The organism is Gemmatimonadota bacterium (assembly GCA_009838845.1).
In the GTDB taxonomy this organism is placed as follows: Bacteria; Latescibacterota; UBA2968; order UBA2968; family UBA2968; genus VXRD01.
The window spans coordinates 52,981-71,961 of record VXRD01000052.1; the positions used below are offsets into that span (position 1 = coordinate 52,981).

12 protein-coding genes are annotated in these 18,981 nt (G+C 50.2%); 10 read left to right on the forward strand and 2 right to left on the reverse strand.

The window, feature by feature from the left end; translation table 11 throughout:
* Positions 1-38: 38 nt before the first annotated feature.
* Together F4Y39_07885 and rpoN are read left to right on the forward strand one after the other, a co-directional pair.
* Positions 39-593, forward strand: coding sequence for an MOSC domain-containing protein (locus F4Y39_07885; protein ID MYC13634.1), 555 nt, complete (start codon positions 39-41; stop codon positions 591-593).
* Positions 590-2,077: an RNA polymerase factor sigma-54 gene (gene rpoN / locus F4Y39_07890; GenBank protein ID MYC13635.1), complete on the forward strand. Its 1,488-nt coding sequence runs from the start codon at positions 590-592 to the stop codon at positions 2,075-2,077. Before F4Y39_07885 ends, rpoN begins: the two co-directional genes overlap by 4 nt.
* Before the next feature lie 123 nt (positions 2,078-2,200).
* On the opposite strand, the gene F4Y39_07895 is transcribed toward rpoN, so the two are convergent.
* Positions 2,201-2,977: a hypothetical protein gene (locus F4Y39_07895; protein MYC13636.1), complete on the reverse strand. Its 777-nt coding sequence runs from the start codon at positions 2,975-2,977 to the stop codon at positions 2,201-2,203.
* Between the two features lie 202 nt (positions 2,978-3,179).
* Here F4Y39_07895 and F4Y39_07900 point away from each other — a divergent pair, with 202 nt between their 5' ends.
* Positions 3,180-6,545, forward strand: a complete 3,366-nt coding sequence (locus F4Y39_07900; GenBank protein MYC13637.1) for a T9SS type A sorting domain-containing protein — start codon at positions 3,180-3,182, stop codon at positions 6,543-6,545.
* Between the two features lie 51 nt (positions 6,546-6,596).
* On the forward strand, positions 6,597-6,878 hold the full coding sequence (locus F4Y39_07905) for a hypothetical protein (GenBank protein ID MYC13638.1): 282 nt from the start codon (positions 6,597-6,599) through the stop codon (positions 6,876-6,878).
* Positions 6,879-7,074: 196 nt separating this feature from the next.
* Here the strand turns inward: F4Y39_07905 and F4Y39_07910 are convergent, their stop codons facing one another.
* Positions 7,075-7,371 carry an integration host factor subunit beta gene (locus F4Y39_07910; GenBank protein ID MYC13639.1) on the reverse strand — a complete coding sequence of 99 codons (297 nt, stop codon included), beginning with the start codon at positions 7,369-7,371 and terminating at the stop codon, positions 7,075-7,077.
* Positions 7,372-7,527: 156 nt separating this feature from the next.
* Here F4Y39_07910 and fdhD point away from each other — a divergent pair, with 156 nt between their 5' ends.
* The 6 genes from fdhD to F4Y39_07940 form a co-directional block, all read left to right on the forward strand.
* Positions 7,528-8,355: a formate dehydrogenase accessory sulfurtransferase FdhD gene (gene fdhD / locus F4Y39_07915; protein MYC13640.1), complete on the forward strand. Its 828-nt coding sequence runs from the start codon at positions 7,528-7,530 to the stop codon at positions 8,353-8,355.
* 135 nt (positions 8,356-8,490) lie between these two features.
* A complete protein-coding gene (locus F4Y39_07920) occupies positions 8,491-9,384 on the forward strand; it encodes an ABC transporter ATP-binding protein (GenBank protein ID MYC13641.1) in 894 nt (297 codons plus the stop codon).
* Between the two features lie 20 nt (positions 9,385-9,404).
* The gene (locus F4Y39_07925) at positions 9,405-12,890 is read left to right on the forward strand and encodes a hypothetical protein (protein MYC13642.1); all 3,486 of its coding nucleotides are present in this window, start codon (positions 9,405-9,407) and stop codon (positions 12,888-12,890) included.
* Between the two features lie 12 nt (positions 12,891-12,902).
* Positions 12,903-13,976 carry an efflux RND transporter periplasmic adaptor subunit gene (locus F4Y39_07930; protein MYC13643.1) on the forward strand — a complete coding sequence of 358 codons (1,074 nt, stop codon included), beginning with the start codon at positions 12,903-12,905 and terminating at the stop codon, positions 13,974-13,976.
* Positions 13,973-17,038 (forward strand): efflux RND transporter permease subunit, encoded by a 3,066-nt coding sequence (locus tag F4Y39_07935; GenBank protein MYC13644.1) that lies wholly within the window; start codon positions 13,973-13,975, stop codon positions 17,036-17,038. The genes F4Y39_07930 and F4Y39_07935 overlap by 4 nt, the downstream gene beginning before the upstream one ends.
* On the forward strand, positions 17,035-18,981 hold a 1,947-nt coding region (locus F4Y39_07940; GenBank protein ID MYC13645.1), incomplete at its 3' end, for an efflux RND transporter permease subunit. The genes F4Y39_07935 and F4Y39_07940, both read left to right, overlap by 4 nt.

Genomic DNA, 18,981 nt, shown 5'->3' on the forward strand with positions numbered 1-18,981 from the left:
TTGCCTTTTCTCTTTATCGAACACCAATGAGGACAAGAATGAAACATGTAACGATGGCAGAGTTGGAAGCTGGATTAAAAAATATCCGTCAGTCGCCCACAGATGCGGGTGTGTTAGCATTGATTGTGCGACGGCCGCAAGTTGAGGCGCGGGAGGTCCTGGAAGTGGGCGAACTCGATCTGTTTGAAGGACTCGTGGGAGACAACTGGAAAACACGCGGCAGTTCTCAAACGGCAGACGGGTCAGCCCATCCAGACATGCAACTCAACATCATGAACGCCCGCGTGATTGCCCTGTTGGCGCAGCAAAAGGAGCGTTGGGCACTGGCGGGGGATCAGTTGTATATGGATTTCGATTTAAGTGCAGAGAATGTGCCACCGGGTACCAGACTGAGTCTGGGAGAAGCGGTGATCGAGGTGACAGATCAACCTCACACGGGCTGTAAAAAATTTGCTGCGCGTTTTGGGCTGGACGCGCTGAAATTTATCAGTTCTCCCGTGGGAAAACAGCTTCAGTTGCGCGGAATAAATGCAAAGGTCATTCGCTCTGGCGCGATACGGATAGGTGACACTGTGAAGAAAGTTAAACTATGATTGGTCTTGATCATACACAATCTCAGATGCTCCAGCAAAAACTGGCACCGCAACTTATCCAATCTTTGCACTTGCTCCAAATGCCAACTCTGGAATTAGCGGAGTTAATTCGACAAGAATTGGAGATCAATCCGCTTCTGGAAATTGATGAAGACGCTACTCTGGATTTGGAACAAGAAGAACCTGAATTCGAACAGGACGACGAAACCGAGGATGAAGATCGGGATGAGGAACCCGTTGAGGAATTGGAGTTTGAAGAAGCGGATTTAAACACAATCGATACAGACATATTCGATGAGCATGACTGGGACCACTACCTAAATGAATCCGGGTATGCCAGCCCGCGTGAAGAATTTGAATCCAATGAAGACTGGCACAACGACAGCACCACCCAAAAAACACTTCGAGATTCACTTTTAGAACAGGTGGCAGTTACGGATCTTTCACCGAGTGATCGCATCATCGCCGAATATTTAATTTGCAATATTGACGAAGACGGATTTCTGGGATGTTCGACAGGAGAAGTGGCTGATGAGCTTGGGGTCAACCAAGATAACGTGGAATGCATTTTGGGCATTATCCAGACATTTGACCCAGTAGGTGTTGGTGCACGAAACCTACAAGAGTGTTTGTTGATTCAGTTAAAAGAAAAAAATATCACAAACGGTTTGGTTGCAAAGGTGGTACGCAATCACCTCGACGATTGGATCAAACGCCGGTTTGGGCAGATCAGCCAGGCACTCGATACAAGCGTGGATGATATGCGCGTTGTCGAAGAAGTCCTCGCATCGCTCAATCCCAAACCCAATATTGAATCGGAACCCGCATTGAATCTCAATCACGTCATTCCCGACCTCGAAGTTCAAAAGATTGGTGACGAGTACGTCGTTTCCCTGACTGATCGCACGCTGCCCGAATTGCGTGTCAGTCCAGTTTATCGCACTTTGCTCAGACAATCTGACAAATCTGGACGAGGTGACCCAAAATTGCGAGAGACCAAAAAATTTGTCGTTGAAAAACTCAATTCTGCGCGCTGGTTTATCAATGCGATTCACCAAAGACGCGCAACCATGTTAAAGGTCATGCGATGTATTGTCGAAAATCAGATTGATTTTTTTGACCGAGGTCCTGGTTTTCTCAAACCGATGGTACTTCAAGAAGTAGCTGATCTGGTGCAGATGCACATTTCGACCATCAGCCGTGTGAGCAATGGCAAATACGTGCAAACATCGCATGGCGTTTATGAGTTGAAATATTTTTTTGATGGAGGATTGAGTCGATACGATGACGACGATATATCTGCCAGAAGTGTAAAAGAAAAAATTGCAATGCTCATTCATGATGAAGACGTACAGAATCCGTTGAGCGATCAACACATATCAGATATGCTAAGAGAAGAAGGCATTAATATCGCGCGGCGCACAGTAGCCAAATATCGAGATCAACTCAATATTAGCTCTGCGCGACTTCGGAAGGCGCTTTAGAAAGAATCAACGAATCAGCGAATCTACGAATCTACGAATCCACGATAGCAGTTGGGGGGTTGAGCGGGGTTCGTCTATTCGTCTATTCGTCTATTCGTCTATTCGTCTATTCGTCTATTCGCTTCAGTCTGTCTGCTGAGTGCTGATTTCGTCTTCTGAGATTTTGTGTACACTTTTGGGATTGAAGGTCTGCTGGGTATTGATGCGGAGTGCAACTTCAATCCGTCCGCCAGTTAGCACAAAAAACTGAATCAGAAACCCGCCACCTTGCATGGTTTCAACCTGGTAAGCGTCGGTGTCTAATCCGTCGAGCAATTGGGGAAGGGTGGTTTCAAATCGTGGATGTTGTGTAATATCGGGAGGCAATGCCATAATCAGGGTTCCCGGTTCTGTATTGAGATAACCTCCGATGCGTTGTCGCGTGCTAACCATGTGGGAAATAATCCTGCAGGCATAATCGAATTCATCGCCGCCATTTCGATCTGGCGGCACTATCCCCCAGGTCAGGTGGTGGATAAAGGGATTGCCGTATCCCTGCCCAAGCATCTGATCAAGCGCGGGTTGGTCAACGGGATGAACCACTGCGACATAGTGAAACCAGCCACGTGCGAGAGCAGGATGCCCGAACGGCAAACCCGATGGCACGTTGATATAATCCTGTTCATCGACGGGTGAGGGATAACACCTGGTGTCCCAACCCGCAATATAACCCATCGTTTTTAGAGGTCCCGCGACGAGGTACGGTGGATCTGTAAAGATCGCTGCGTGGTCCATGTTGGGATACAATTTGACGCCAGCAGCAGAAATTTTTTCGGCGACTTGCAAGGCTTCATCAAAGCGTTCAGACGCATTCTCTATTTGGAGAACTGCGTGAAAGTCTTCGGGTAATTTACAGTCCATAGTATCATCCTCCTATTGGTTAAAAGATACAACCAATAAGAGACTTTTTCGATATACGTCAAGAAAAAATACCCCCCGGTCACTTTAGTGGCTGGGGATTTTTTAGTGAAAAATTTGATTCATTTATTTTCGAAAATTGAACGATTCGTACTCTCAAGGAGTTTGGTTATATAACCTTTCAGGAGCATAACTCACTGATTTAATGTCTCTTGCGGCATTTTTCAGATTTTGGCACGCGTTTTGCAGATGTCATGATCAAAAAACATTGCGCGAGGTCAATATGGTGAGATACGGGATTGGTATTGTAATATCAGGAATGCTTTTTTTTGCACAAGTTTTGCACACTGAATCGGCTGTCGTAATCAATGAGATCCTTGCAGATCCGCCATCGGGAGATAGAGGCGATGCCAATAGGGATGGAATCCGAGACGGAAATAAGGACGAATTTATAGAAATACTGAATACTGGACCGGAGTCTATTGATATCGGTGGATGGCAATTGTCAGACTTGAAACCCGGTTCAAAAGGACCGTTCACTTTTCCTGAAAACACCCGGATTGATCCGGGCGAATACATCGTACTTTTTGGCGGCGGGACGCCGACCGGGTTTGAAGGCAAAGTTTTTGTTGATGATGGCAGAATCGGTGGGGGATTGAGCAATTCGGGAGATGCGGTGTTTCTGATCAATCCAACTTCAGGCGATACGATTGCAAGCGCGGAATGGGGAAGTGAGGGGGGCAAGGATCAATCTCTGGTGCGGTATCCGGAAGGAACTGGCAGGTGGGTGTTGCACAGTGCTTCCCCTGGAAGAGGGTTGTTTTCGCCGGGTAAACCACGGTCGCTTTTTGATAAACTCGAGTCCCTTCCCGAATATGTGGACCTGATAGCAGGAGAATACGTTTATCTGATCCCAGCGATTTATAGCCACGAAACTGGGGAAACAAGGCGGATTGAGGATGAGGTTTTATGGGTATCGTGGGATACCACTATCGTGCGAATTGAACAGAGCAACAAGGTGGTTGCTGTGCGTGCTGGAGAGACAAAGGTCGGGTTTTTATGGAATGGTCGCGAGAGCCTTCACACATATATCCGGGTGTTGGAAAAGGAAAAACCGCCATTGGTGATCTCGGAGGTGCATCCCAATCCCGCCTGGGGGAACGCGGGTGATACCAATGGCGATGGGGTGCGGCACACCTATCAGGACGAGTTTATCGAAGTGGCGAATCTGAGCGAGAATCCCATTGACATTGGCGGCTATTTTCTCGGTGATGACGATGTGCCTGTAAAAAAGCTTTTTCGATTTCCCGATAACACAGTGCTCGATACACAAGCAGTTGTCGTGCTCTTTGGCGGTGGGGATATGCCAGTTAGCGAACGGATATTTGCCGATGACGGTCGCATTGGCGATGGGCTGGCCAATGGAGGTGATACCGTGCAGTTATTGGCACCAGATAGTAGTACGGTGGTATTTTCAATGACGTATGAACACTCGACCAGAGGCGTATCCTATGCCAGAGATGAAGACGGCAATTATCTGTTACACAACCAGATATACAAAGAAGAGCCTACTTCAGTCGGACGCTTAAGGCCTGGTGATGATCCGATTGAACCCGAAGGGTTGACTGAGGAGGTGACTGTCCCCGATGGCCTGGTATTTTCCGAAATCTTGATGCTGCCGGAACAGGTGGATGCCAATAACGATGGGATTGTTGATCGAGATGAGGATACTTTTGTTGAATTGACTAATATAGGTGCGGATACGCTCGACCTGAGCGGATGGCTACTCGGCGATGACTATATTATTGTCTCTAAGTTTTTCTCTTTTCCCGATAATGTCGTGCTCGTGCCCGGTGGTTATATCACCATTTTTGGTGGGGGAACGCCTTCAGGTATTCCCGGTCGCGTTTTGTCTGTGGGAGATCGAATCGGCAATGGCCTCGCTGATGGCGGCGATGTCGTCCATCTAATCATGTCCGATGGTAAGACTGTGGCGCGGTCTGTGCGCGTACCAAAAGCTACACCAGACATTTCATGGCTATTTTCGCCCGATGATCCTCCAGAGTTACATCCCAAAATCCCCGGCAGGCACGCAATGTCGCCCGGTACATCACCAGATGGACAAGCGGCGGATTCCATAAATACAGCGACACTCGACATATTCCAACCTCCCGAAGGCCTGGTAATCTCTGAAGTCTATCCCAATCCCGCCGCAGGCGATGCAGGCGATACCAATGGCGATGGGGGGCGACACACCTATCAGGATGAGTTTGTAGAGATAGCGAATTTGGGTAGGCACCCCATTGATATTGGCGGCTATTACCTTGGTGATGACGATGTACCTGTGGAAAAATTTTTTCAATTTCCCGATAGCACAGTGCTCGATACGCAAGCAGTCGTCGTGCTCTTTGGTGGGGGAGATATGCCAGTTAGCGAGTGGATTTTTGCTGATGACGGTCGCATTGGCGATGGGCTGGCCAATGGAGGTGATACCGTGCAGTTACTGGCACCAGATGGAAGTACAGTGGTCTCTAAAATGACGTATGAGAACGCGCGCCAGGGCATATCCTTTGCGAGAGACGATGACGGAAATTATCTATTACACAATGAGATATACGAAGGGAAATCTATCTCTATCGGACGCTTAATGCCCGGCGATGATCCGATTGAGCCCGAGGGATTGACTGTTTCAGATGGCCTGGTATTTTCAGAAATCTTGATGCTGCCCGAACAGGTGGATGTCAATAACGATGGAATTGTCGATCGGCATGCAGATGCTTTTGTCGAATTGACCAATATCGGTGCAGATACGCTCGACCTGAGCGGGTGGCTACTCGGCGATGACGATATCGTAGTCTCTCGATTCTTTTTCTTTCCCGATGATATCGTGCTTGTGCCCGGCGGTTATGTCACCATTTTTGGTGGGGGAACGCCCGTGGATATCCCCGGTACTGTCTTGTCTGCTGAAGGTCAGATTGGCAATGGACTCAGTAGCGGGGGGGATGTCGTCCACCTTATCATGCCCGATAGCAAGACCGTGGTGCGGTCTGTGCGCGTACCAAAAGCTACCCCAGACGTTTCATGGCTATTATTGCCTGATGCCCCTCCAGAGTTACATCCCAAAATCTCCGGCAAACACGCAATGTCGCCCGGCACATCATCTATTTCGGAGGTGAAATCAGACACTCTGACTGGTGTGGGTGCCGTATCGGGAAAACCGATTGTTTTTGATGGTGAAGACCAGACAGTTAATAGTCCTATTTCTGATAATTCCAAACCAGGTGAGGAGGAAGAGAATTACAAAGAGGGTATTTACCCATCACCCAATCCCTTCAATTCTACAACTGTATTGGGTTTTTACACTACAGGAGGCCCTGTTTATGTGACTATATACAATATTCTGGGACAACCTATCAGACGATTGGTTCAGCAGCATTTGCCAGCCGGATATTATCGGCGTATATGGGATGGTAAAAATGACTTTGGAGTATCTGTGAGTTCAGGAATTTATATCGTCCTTCTAAAAGACAAAGAAGCGACATTTACCCAGCGCGTCGCGCTCTTGAAGTGAGAAGCGATATTATTTTTTACCTTTTACCAAATAGAAGGGAGGTGAAACAGGATGGCACAACCCGAAATCACATTTCGTCATGGTCTGTGTAGTGCTTCGATTTTTGAAAATGAATACAAGCGCGGTGAAGAATCTTTCACTGTACGCACGGTTTCATTTCAGCGGAGTTATTTGGACAAAGAGGGGAATTGGCAAACAACCAATAGCTTGAAGGTGAACGACATTCCCAAAGCCGTATTGGTGTTGAATAAAGCGTATGAGTTTTTGACATCAAACAGTCAGGTTGAAGCAGAATCAGATGATGCGGCTACAATGGCAGATGAACAGGTTTGAGGAATTGGCGCACTTATACCTCATACCCTTTCAGTTATCAGTTCGATAATTCAAATGAAAAAAGGTCCAGTAATTAGCTGGACCTTTTGTGTGTACCGGTTCATTTGTAAACCGCTTGTGGCGTAAACGTTTGTGTTTATGACTTACTTCATTATGCTACCTGCCTGTTTCAGAAATATAGATAGTTAGACAATGCCTATGGGTCCAAAGGCTCGTGCAATGCTTTCTTGATCAGAACACCTGCTTTGAAATAGCTCTTTCGCCGCGCAGGAACATAGACAATCTCGCCTGTGCGGGGGTTGCGTGCAGCGGGTTTGGGCTTGGTCGGCTTGATACCCAGCACACCAAATCCTCTGATTTCGATTCGATCACCGGCGATCAGGTTTTCGCGCATCGTGTTAAAAAGTGTATTTACAATCTCATAAGCGAGTTGTTTTTTGATTCCCAGACGATCGGAAATTTTTAACGCGATGTCTTTTTTTGTCATCGTCATGCGGTCCTCCCATTTCACATATATTCTCAAGCCATTGGCTAATATAGCCCTAAACATCTAAGATGCAAGACAAAAATGTTTCATAGTGTCACAAAATTGAAAAATTGCATTTGTTCTATATGTCGCTTATTTTATTATTGTTAATGAGGATAATACATGAGAGCAAAATCAGAAACCAGTGTAATACACCGCGTCACGCGGTATGATGGCTCTATTGGCAAATCCACAGATGATGTGCTGGTCGTAGAGGAGCCGCTTGAAATTCGTGTTGCCGGGGAATCCGTTGCCGTGACCATGCGAACGCCGGGGGACGACCGCGCCCTTGCGCTGGGATTTTTGTATGGCGAGGGGATCATTCGTGAAATTGGCGATGTCGGACGTGCGGAACACTGCGGTCGCCCGGGGACTCCTGAGTACGGAAATGTTATTGATGTTCTCCCACGTCCGGGCGAGATACTCGATCCCGAAAGGATTCGAGCGGGACGAAGAGGCACATTGACTTCATCGGCGTGTGGGGTATGTGGGCGCGAGCAGATAGAAGATATGATGCAACGGTGCCAGCCGATGGACGACAATCGCGCCGTTCGGACAGCGATGATTTTTTATGCACAAGAACAAATGCGTCAATCCCAGTACGTGTTTGCACAAACAGGGGGTGTTCATGCTGCTGCCGCATTTTCAGAAACGGGAGATATGTATTGCTGTTTTGAAGATATTGGCCGACACAATGCAGTAGATAAGGTTGTAGGACATTTGATCGAAACGCATAACATAGTAGAAGGAGAGGGAGTTCAGATACTCGCGGTAAGTAGCAGAGCGAGTTTTGAAATCGTGCAAAAGGCCGTTGTTGCGCGCATACCTGTCGTGGTTGCCGTATCTGCAGCGAGTTCATTGGCAGCAGATCTTGCACAGGCGATGGGAATAACTCTCATTGGTTTTGCACGCGACAAAAGGATGGTCATTTATACAGGGGCTGTGCAATAGGGTGGGGTAAGAGATCTCGCATCCCCTATAGGCGGTTGGGCTGGTTGGCCCAACCGCTAAATTTTGCCGTATATGGGAACACTATTTGCAAATTTCAGGTCTAATCGTTGGCAAAGCACAATGAGGGGCATATTGATGGTTATTCGCATTTCAAACTTGACAAAAGTATATCGACGTGGCGCGGTTCCCGCCTTAGACGATGTCACATTGACCATTCCGCACGGAACATTTGGCCTATTGGGACCCAATGGTGCAGGCAAGACAACGCTGATTAAAATTTTATCGACTCAGATGGACGCATCGAGTGGCAACGTGACCATGGATGAGTTCGACCTCGTAAAAGACCGCACTGAAATTCGCCGGCGCCTGGGATATTTGCCCCAGCATTTTGGGACCTATCCACAACTGACTGCCTGGGAATTTCTCGATTATATGGCTGTTTTAGGCGGCATGCATAATAGAAGTTCGCGTTTGAATCGCGTGGAGCAAGCTCTAAACGAAGTCGGATTGTACGAAGCGCGCAATCGGCGTTCGGGCACGTTTTCAGGTGGCATGATGCGTCGCCTTGGCATTGCACAGACCATTTTGACCGATCCAGAGTTTCTCATTGTCGATGAACCCACCGTGGGACTTGACCCGGAAGAGCGCATACGGTTTCGGGGTATTTTGGGACGCTTGAGCAGCGATCGCGCAATTTTGATTTCCACGCATATTGTGGGCGATATTTCGAGTACCTGCGAAGATCTCGCGGTCCTGGATACCGGACGGCTGATCTTCCGCGGTTCTCCCGGAGAACTCATTTCAAAAGCCGATGGCAAAACGTGGGAAGTACAGGTCGATGATGCTGGCTTTGAAATGCTGTCGCGCGTGTTTCGCGTAGTCACAGTAAATGTTGAGGGCGATTTGATGCGTCTGCGTATGGTGGGCGATGGCGAGCCTCCCGCTGATGCCGAAGCAGTCGCGCCCAATCTCGAAGATGCCTATGTCTATTTTGTCGGAGGCGATACCACAGGCGAAATCGCCGCGTAGCCGCGTAAAGGATTAATGCCATGTTATCTATTTTTTACAATGTATGGGGCGTTGCGCGTTATGAGCGCAAAATGCTCTTGAGAACCACAAAATTCCGTATTTTGGGCGGTCTGGGCATGAGCATTCCCGTTTTGCTCGGCATCGGCTTTGCCATAGCAGAAGCCAACGGTGCTGAACTGCCCGTGGGAATCGATTCTTATGTTCCATTTTTAGTGTACAGTTTCTTGCAGACCATTGTCATAGCATTTATTGTGGGAGATTTTAGAGCAGCGGATGAACAGGCGCATATTTACGAAGTCGTGGCCGGACGTCCCATTTCCACTGCGGAACTGGTTGCGGGTAAGTATCTGGGCATTGTTAGCGCGCTTGTCTTTTTGAGCCTGGGCGTTCTGCTTTTAACCCTGAGTATCCAGGCTGCAAAAATCAGCATGACGGGTAATCCATTTACAATAAAACCCTATATCAGCTACCTCGTGCTCATGAACCTGCCCGCTCTCATTTTTATGTCTTCTGTGACATTTTTCCTGGGTGCAGTATTGCGACGGCAAGCGGCAGTTGCTCTGATTGTGATCGGGTATTTGTTGGCCGTCCTGTTATTCCTGGGCAGGCGATATGACGGCATCTACGACTTTGGTGCTTTTTTTACGCCTCTGTATTATTCCGACCTGATTGGTCTGGCAGATATGACGCAAGTGGGGCTAAAGCGCCTGTTTTACATCTTGCTCGGCATTGGATTTTTTGGCTTTTCAATTGATTGGTATCCCCGTCTTGCACATTCTTTAGTCGCGCGGTGGTTTGGCCGAGGATGCGCGCTGACCGGTTTTGGCTTAGCCGTGGGGCTTTACTTTTATATGGATTCAGAAGCGCAAGATGGGAAAGCGTATCGCAGTTCGTTGCTCGAGCAACAGGAAGCGGTTGCGAATATTCCCGTTGCGGAAATAACCCATTACGATCTGGCATTGACGCTTTTGGAAGAGGAGCCGCTTGCCGTCTCTGGCACGATTAGATTGAAAAACCCCCATGAAGCGCCGCTTGATACGCTGATACTTTTGCTCAATCCCGGATTTGAAATCCAGAGCCTGATGCGCGGCGATGGCGGCGCAATAATGTGGGAGCGTATGGGAAGCGTGATCCGCATCATACCCGCTAACCCTCTGCAATCGGAGCACGAACTCGATCTGACATTGGCTTATGTGGGTGATATTAACACGGATGGTTTTGATCTCCAACGAGAAAAAGCGAGACCGAAGTTACGCAAACGCGACGGCATATTTAATAAGGGATCTGTAACGGCGTGGATTCGCGACAATTCCGTCTTTTTGCCTCCGCGCAGCCGATGGTATCCCGTGACAGGCGTTGATTACGGCTATGAGGACACGCGTAAGGTCTCTTTTTCAACGGCAAATTTGCAAATAACATATCCGAAAGGCATCGAAGTCATTACTCAGGGGCAAGTCAGCAAGACCGATACGCTCGGTACACAGGTAACGCGTCAATGGATCGTCGAAAAACCCGTGCCTGTCCTATCGCTGAATGCGGGCGAATACCGCGTTTATCGCGCGACCATTCACGATGTCGAATGCGCCCTTTACGCCCACCCATCGCATCTGCGTCCGGTCCGATTTTTTGAAGGTGCCGAAGAAGAGATTTTGCGCGCGCTTGGGCAAATTATGGACGCAATGGAGCAGGAATCGGGCATGAAATATCCCTATCCCAGTCTTTCTCTGGTGGAAATTCCCTTCCACGTTCAGTGGTATTACGAAGGCTGGGAAGAAAAGGGCGGTTTGACACAACCCGGCGTGTTGATGATTGAAGAAGATGTGTTCATGAGGCAGCAATTTACCCGAGATTTTAGGCGTTCTCAAGAGCGCTCACGCGGCAATCGTGAACCCAAAGACATTAAAAAAGATCTTTTGGTACGCGCGGTTTTTTCGACCTTTTTTTCCAGAGAAGGAAATTCGGGCAGACAGGGACAACCCGGTGGGTTATTTCGCAGCCCTGTTGTTCAACTCTGGGCTTATGACAAGCAGTTTGTGGGCGAACATCATTCCCTTCTCAAAAAGGGCATGCCCCTGTATCTCCAGAATGATTTGAGTTCCAATATGACCTCTGCTTTTTATTCGAGCCAACGACGCGGTGGTGGCGGCGATAGGGGGCGTGGCGGTCGCGATGGTCCTGGCGGTCGCGGTGGTCCCGGTGGTCGCTTCGGCTCGGGTGGGGGATCGGGTGCGGCCTGGGATACGTTAATTGCGAAAATGCAGCGAAAATCATTTGCCGATTTGAATCCCGAAAAGCAAGCCGGTCTCTACCGCCAAGTTCTCGACGCCAAGGGGCCCGCACTTTTTCAAATGATGGAATCTTTTTTGGGTGAGGAAACATTTCGCACGGTCTTAGACGACATAGACCACAATCACAAATACGAGGACATCGATTTTTCGACCTTTGAACGCGCTGCTGTGGGCGATACCACAGAAAGTGAAGAGAGCCAAAAATTGCAACGCCTCGTCAACGACTGGATTTTTAGTACAGAAATCCCGGGCTATACCCTCACAAGGGTAAAAGCTCTGAAGATGGACGACGGTTTTGGAATGGTGGTCTATCAATTGATTCTGAGAATTAAGAATAGCGAACCTGGCAGGGGATATGTGCAAATTACTGCTACGGGGCGGGGCGATGAGGCCGTAAAGGGCGTAGAGATTGAAGGGGGACAGGAGGTTGAAGTTTCGATGGTTCTGTGGGAGCAACCATTCAGGGTGATGGTCGAACCCTTTTTTGCGCGCAATCGGCGCCCTCTGATGTCCCCCGTGCGCGTTCCCGAAGATGTCACAGAGGGCTTTCCAGTTGCTTATGTCAAAGACGTGACGGGCGAAGAGTCTGGTCCTGTTGAGATTATTGTAGATAATGACGACGACGGATTTTCAATGCCCGTGCGGCGCGCAACGCGCTACTTCCGGCCCGGACTCAAAGGCGGCAACTGGCGCGAACAGGGACTGCCAATGGCCTTTGGACGATTTGAGACAAATTACCGAAGAAAGTCTCAAGGGGATGGTGCACAGCCTGCGGTTTGGGCAGCGCAAATGCCCAGAGACGGCGAGTACGATGTGAGCTTCTTTTTTCCCGATCCCTCAATGGCCAGGCGCATTCGAATTGCATCGACCTTTACACTCACGGTTTTTCACGGGGGCAAAGCCGATACACTCGAAATAGAACGCGACCAGATGAAAGCGGGATGGAATTATCTGGGTCGATACAAATTTACCGAGGGCGAAGAAGCCGCAGTCGAATTGTCTGACCGCGCAGAGGGGCGAGGGGGTCTCTATGCCGATGCCGTGCGATGGCGCTTTTTTGATCCGGAAAACCCCGATGCCTACGAAGATGAAATGCCCACCTTTACTGGGCGCGGCAGAGGTGGACCAGGTGGCGGACGTGGCGGTGGCGATCGCGGCGGGGATGGTAGGCGAGGTCCCGGTGGTAACAGGGGTGGCGGCGGATTTTTGGGATTTTAATTTAACGGAGGAATGGACGTGAAGTTTGATTTTTGCTCAAAATTTCTGTTGGCAATTGTCCTTTGTGGGCTGGCCGCCTGTGATCAACAGGCGGAACAGCGCACCGTTGACCTGACGGTTCCCGTTACTGTTCAATCCGTAGAGACGGGAACAATCGAATCCATTGTGACGGCTACCGGGACACTTAGACCTGTGCGCGAAGCCCAGATCACAACGGAGATTCGGGGAAATCTGTACTGGAGCAAGGGGAGTAATAACCGCCTACTCGCCAAAGGGGCAGAGGTTAGAAGGGGGCAAACCATAGCGCGACTCGACAGCGACGAATGGGTTGTCGGCGCACGGGTGGAAGCGCGTAAACTGGCGGTTGAAACAGCCAAACGAACGCTAAAAGAACAGGAAACCCTGTTTAGCCGACAACTGGCAACGGAAATGGACGTCGAAAGTGCGCGTAGAGCCTGGGCCGATGCAGAAGCCAATTATCAGGATGCCCTCATCAAGATCGATAAAACCAGGCTTTTAGCTCCCATACAGGGTGTGTTGTCGGAACTCGCGGATATTACGCAGGGAACGCTGGTGACGCCGAATACCGCAATCGCAAAAATTATGGATTATACACAGGTATTTGTCGATCTGAAAATTCCCAATGCCCAGATTATTAACGTGAAATTGGGCCAGAGCATCCGCGTGAGCAATTACGCTTTGCCCGAAGAAGTTTTTGAGGGCGAAATTGTTGAAATGGATCCGGCTATTGATCCGGTCACGCGCACGGTTCAGGTCGTCGGAATGGTCGATAATCCCGACTTGCTGTTGCGGGCGGGGATGTTTGTCAAAACAGAAATAGTCACGGAATCGCGGCAAAACGTCGTACTTATTACGCGCAATCTCGTTTTGCGGCGGCGAAATCAGAAGGTCGTTTTCGTCGAAGAAGAAGGCCGCGCACAACAACGCGAAGTCGAAACAGGTCTGGAAGACCGAGACCGCGTGGAAATTGTGGTAGGACTTGAACCAGGTGAACAGTTGATCACGAGCAATTACGAAACGCTGAGGCCGCGAACTCGAGTGCGGGTCACGGGAGATAGACGATGAATTTGCCGGAATTTTCAACGCGATATCCCGTGACGATTGCCATGGCGACTCTCGCGGTAGTGTTGCTTGGATGGATATCGTTAGACGGATTGGGTACCGATCTCTTGCCCGATTTGCAGACGCCAGTCGTCACCATAGACCTGACAGCACCGGGCAAATCCCCTGTCGAGATCGAAGAAAGCTATACGCGCCGCCTCGAACGCGATGTGAGCACGATTAACGGCGTCAAGCGCGTCTATTCGATTACCCGTTCAGGACAGGCTGTGGTCATTGCAGAATTTGCCTGGGATGCGGACATGGATTACGGGTTGCTCGACGTGCAAAAAAGAGTGGGGCGCTATGCGGTCAATGAAGATGTATCACAGTTGGATGTGACGCGCGAAGATCCGCTCTCGCTTGCGGTGATGCGCATTGCGATTACAGCAGACGAAAACACGGAACTCGACGCATTGATGGGTACGGTAGAATTGTTGATCAAACCCAAATTGGAAGCCCTCGACGGCGTGGCGTCTGCCGAGGTGGAAGGGGGAGCGGAAAAGGAAGTGCGCGTTACACTCGATCCTTATTTGCTCGAAGCGTTTGGGCTTTCATCCGATGCGGTCATCAATCGCATCGCACAGGCAAATGCCGATGTATCCGGAGGTACGCTCAGAGAAAATCAGCAGTCGTATCTGGTCAAAGCCCTCGGTCGCTTAGATGACATAAACGATGTGCGGGAAGTCATCGTGGGAGAAAGGCGCGGGGGAGGGGGCACAGTTTCTGGCGATCGCGTGCCGGTACGCGTGCGCAACGTGGGCACGGTTGACCTGGAATATCAAGAGCGAGAAACCATTGTGCGCCTCGACGGACGGGAATGCGTTGGCCTCGCCATTTACAAAGAAGCCGGTAGCAATACAGTCGCCGTGGTCAATACGGTATTGGATGCGATAGACGATATCGAAGCAGACCTGAGCGGCATGCACTTCACAACCGTCGAAAACCAGGCGCGATTTGTCGAAGATGCCATAGGAGAAGTCGAAACATCTGCCATTCACGGGGCATTTTTGGCGATTCTCGTGCTTTTGATCGCGTTGCGGAGCTGGACAGTGACGCTGGTGATCGGGTTGGCAATCCCCATTTCCGTATTGGCGACATTCACGCTTATGTACTTTGAGGGTTTGACCCTGAATATTATGACGCTGGGCGGGTTGGCTCTGGGTGCGGGCATGCTCGTTGACAATGCCATTGTGGTTATTGAGAATATTTATCGTCACCTGGAAAGCGGCGAGGACGCGCGCACAGCATCGAGCCGCGGCGCCTCTGAAGTCGGCGTGGCAATTTTGGCTTCAACGCTGACGACCGTGGCTGTCTTCTTGCCCATTGTCTATTTGCAGGGGCTGGCGGGCAAACTCTTTGTGGATCAGGCATGGACAGTTGCATTTTCTCTGTTGTCTTCTCTGGTTGTGGCAATGACGACGATTCCGATGCTGACGTCGCGCATCTTTAGACGGTTGAATACTACGCACAAAACGACTGTTCGGTCGGACAAATACTATCGGTTTCTCAATGGTATTTTGAACCGCAAACTCATCATGCTCGGCGTCGTATTGCTAATTTTGGGCGGAACCGGGTATATCGCCCGCGAGTTGCAGACAGAATTTATTCCGCGCGAAGATCAAGGGCTATTCCAAATTGACCTCACATTGTCCGAAGGCTCGCGTGTGGAACTGAGCGATCAGGTCGCCCTGCACGTCAAAGAGATTGTCGAAAGCGTTGGCGGGAGCGATGTGGCGCATGTGTACGCGCTGACCGGCCTCAACCCCGCTCGGATATCGACCGGAGGCGAACCGACGGGTCCCAATCGCGCGACTCTATCGGTGGCGTTGCACACACAGCGGTCGCGCAGCGTCAGCGAACTGGTGCGCGACCTGGATCCCATTTTAAGTGCCATGCCCGATATCGAAGTGAAATACAAGTTGCACGAAACCGCGCTTGAAGGCGTGATGGGGGGACAAGAAGCGCCCATTCAGGTCGAAGTGTCTGGAGAAAATCTCGATATTTTGGCACGCATCACAAAAGAGCTTCAGACGAGGATTGAGGATCTGCCTTCGGTGTACAATGTGCGCACGAGCTTTCAGGGCGGGCAGCCAGAAGTCGATCTGGCGATTCGCGATGAGGTGGCGGCGGCATTCGGATTGACCACCCAGACCATCAGCCGCACATTGGAAAGACAATTATCGGGTGAAGTTGCTGGCGAACTGTCTAAAGACCAGCGCACGCGGGATATCCGGGTAAAATATCGAGATATTGATCTGCGCGAACTCCACACCATGCAAATCGAAGGAACAGATGGCGCGATCCTGACGTTGGGGGATATTGCCGAGCTCAATATTATTGAAGGTCCCCGCGAAATTTTGAGAGAAGATCAGCGTCGCGTAGGGCGCATTACGGGATATCTCACAGAAGGACGCATTTTAAGTGAAGCCGTTGCCGACGTACGCGCCACCATGCAGGAAGTGGTTGTGCCGTCGGGGTATCGCATTGAAATTGGCGGAGAAGAGCGCGAGCGAGCGGCATCATTTGAAAGTCTCAAATTTGCACTCCTGCTTTCGATTGTGCTGGTCTATATGGTGATGGCATCGCTATTTGAATCCACGCTCCATCCGTTTACCGTCATGTTTTCCGTTCCCTTAGCCGGCGTCGGCGTGATATTTGGATTCTATTTTTTGGGCGAACCGCTCAGTGTGATGGCCTATATCGGCATCATTATGCTGGGCGGTATTGCGGTCAACGATGCGATCATTCTCGTGGATCGCATCAACCAGCTCAGGCAAGCTGGCCTGACGTTGCGAGAAGCGATTCTACAGGGCGGTCAAGACCGCTTGCGCCCCATTATGATGACGAGTGCGACGACTATTCTCGCCCTGCTGCCCATGGCAATCGGCTTTGGCGAGGGGGCAAAATTGCGCGCGCCTATGGCTATTGCCGTCATTGCCGGCCTGGTGACATCGACATTGATGACCTTACTCGTGATACCCACCATGTATGAACTAATTGATCGCCTCCGGGGGAAATCCGCGTGACGCTTGCTGGTATTGCCGTTCTGCGGCCCGTGACTACGGCCATGTTTTTTATAGGTCTGGCTATTTTAGGCGCGATTTCATTGGATCGGTTGCCCGTTCAGATATTTCCCGAACTCGTCCGCCCTGAGGTCTTTGTCACAGTCACTCAGCAGGGCTATTCGCCCGAACAGGTCGAGCGGGAATTGGTGATGCCCGTCGAGAGAGAGGTGGGCAAACTCGAAGGCATTGAGGCGTATGAGTCCTTTTCGCGCCAGAATAACGGCGGGGTACGCATTTCCTACGCGCCCAATACGGATATGAAATTCGCCCTGTTACAGCTCGAAAGCCGCATCACGCGCCTGCAACCGCTTTTGCCCGCAAGAACGCGGGTCAACATACAGCGCTTTGATTCCTCTGATCTGAGTGCATCGGTGATGCAAATCCACGTGTTGGGCGAAGGTGATATAAACTGGTTGCGCGAATTTGCCGAGGAGAAAATCAGACCGGAATTGGAAGCGGTCGATGGCGTTGTCAACGCGCAGGTCCTGGGCGGGCAAAGGACGGCTATTGAAATTATTGTCGATCCATTGATGCTGCAGGCGCACCAGCTTTCGATGTCCGATGTTCGCAATCGCATCAATGCGTTTAATACGCGACGACAATATCTCGGGCGAGTGTACGACGGCGACCAGGCTTATGCGGTCAGCATTCAGGGCCAATTTACAGACCTCGTGCAAATCCGCAGAGTCGTTATCAAACCGGAATTGCCCCTGCACCTTGGCGACATTGCCAAAATTCGCTACGGCCTTCAGGAGCGTACAGACCTGCAACGCATCAATGGCAAAGCCGCCGTTGGCATCCGCATTCAAAAAGACGATGAAGCCAATCTCATCGAACTTGCAGGAGAACTCGAAGATACCATCGAACGCGTCAACGGCGATCTTGCCTATGAAAATATCCAGCTCGTGATCAGCCAGAATCAGGCAGAGATTATGAACGAAGCCCTCAATTTTCTCAAACGGGCCGCTGTTGTCGGGGGATTGCTCGGGCTTTTTGTTTTGTTCTTATTTTTGAGAAATTTGCGTTTTGTCGCTGTTTTGCTCCTCGCCATTCCGTGTTCTTTGTTGCTCACATTTAATCTGATGTATATGTGGGATCTCAGTTTGAACGTGCTCTCGATGTGCGGCCTCGCGCTTGCAGTTGGCATGTTGATGGACAATGGCATTGTGGTCATGGAAAATATCTTCAAGCATTTTGAACAGGGCAAATCCCCCAAAGAAGCCGCAAAAGCAGGAACCGATGAGGTCGCACGCGCCGTTGTTGCGGCAACCGCGACAACCATTACAGTCTTTTTACCTGTTGTTTTTATTCAAAGCGACTTTCAGGATATCCTGCGAGAATTCGCGCTGTCCATCGCCTTTCCTCTGCTTGCCTCTCTGCTCGTAGCCCTCACACTTGTGCCTGCCCTTGCATCGAAAACCCTTTCTCTCGCATCTCGACCACCGACGGGAACAGGCGCATTGATCGAGATGTACACGGTGTGCCTCAAAGCGGGCTTGCGCCACAGAATTAGCGTGTCACTGGGTATTGTCGGCGCGCTTGTCATCACGTTGATCATTTCTTTTTTCTATATGCTGCAACAAGATATTCGCCGCGAGGAAAGCCGTTTTACCGTCTATATCAGCATGCCCGAAGGCACGACTATTGAAGCCCTTGATGCTGTTGTTGGCGAAATTGAAAGTGCTGTGCGAGATCTCAAAGGTATAGATCGCTTTACGACCAGTATCAGCGAAACCCAGGCGAGTATCAATGTGGCGCTTTTGCCCTTATCCGAACGCCCCGACCAGATTTCTGTCGATCTCATCAAGGAAAATCTCGAAGAGTCATTCGGTGAAGTCCAAAATGCGATTGTGAGTTATGAGGCCATCGCGCGCACGGGCAGGGGAGGTGGTGGTGGCCGAGGG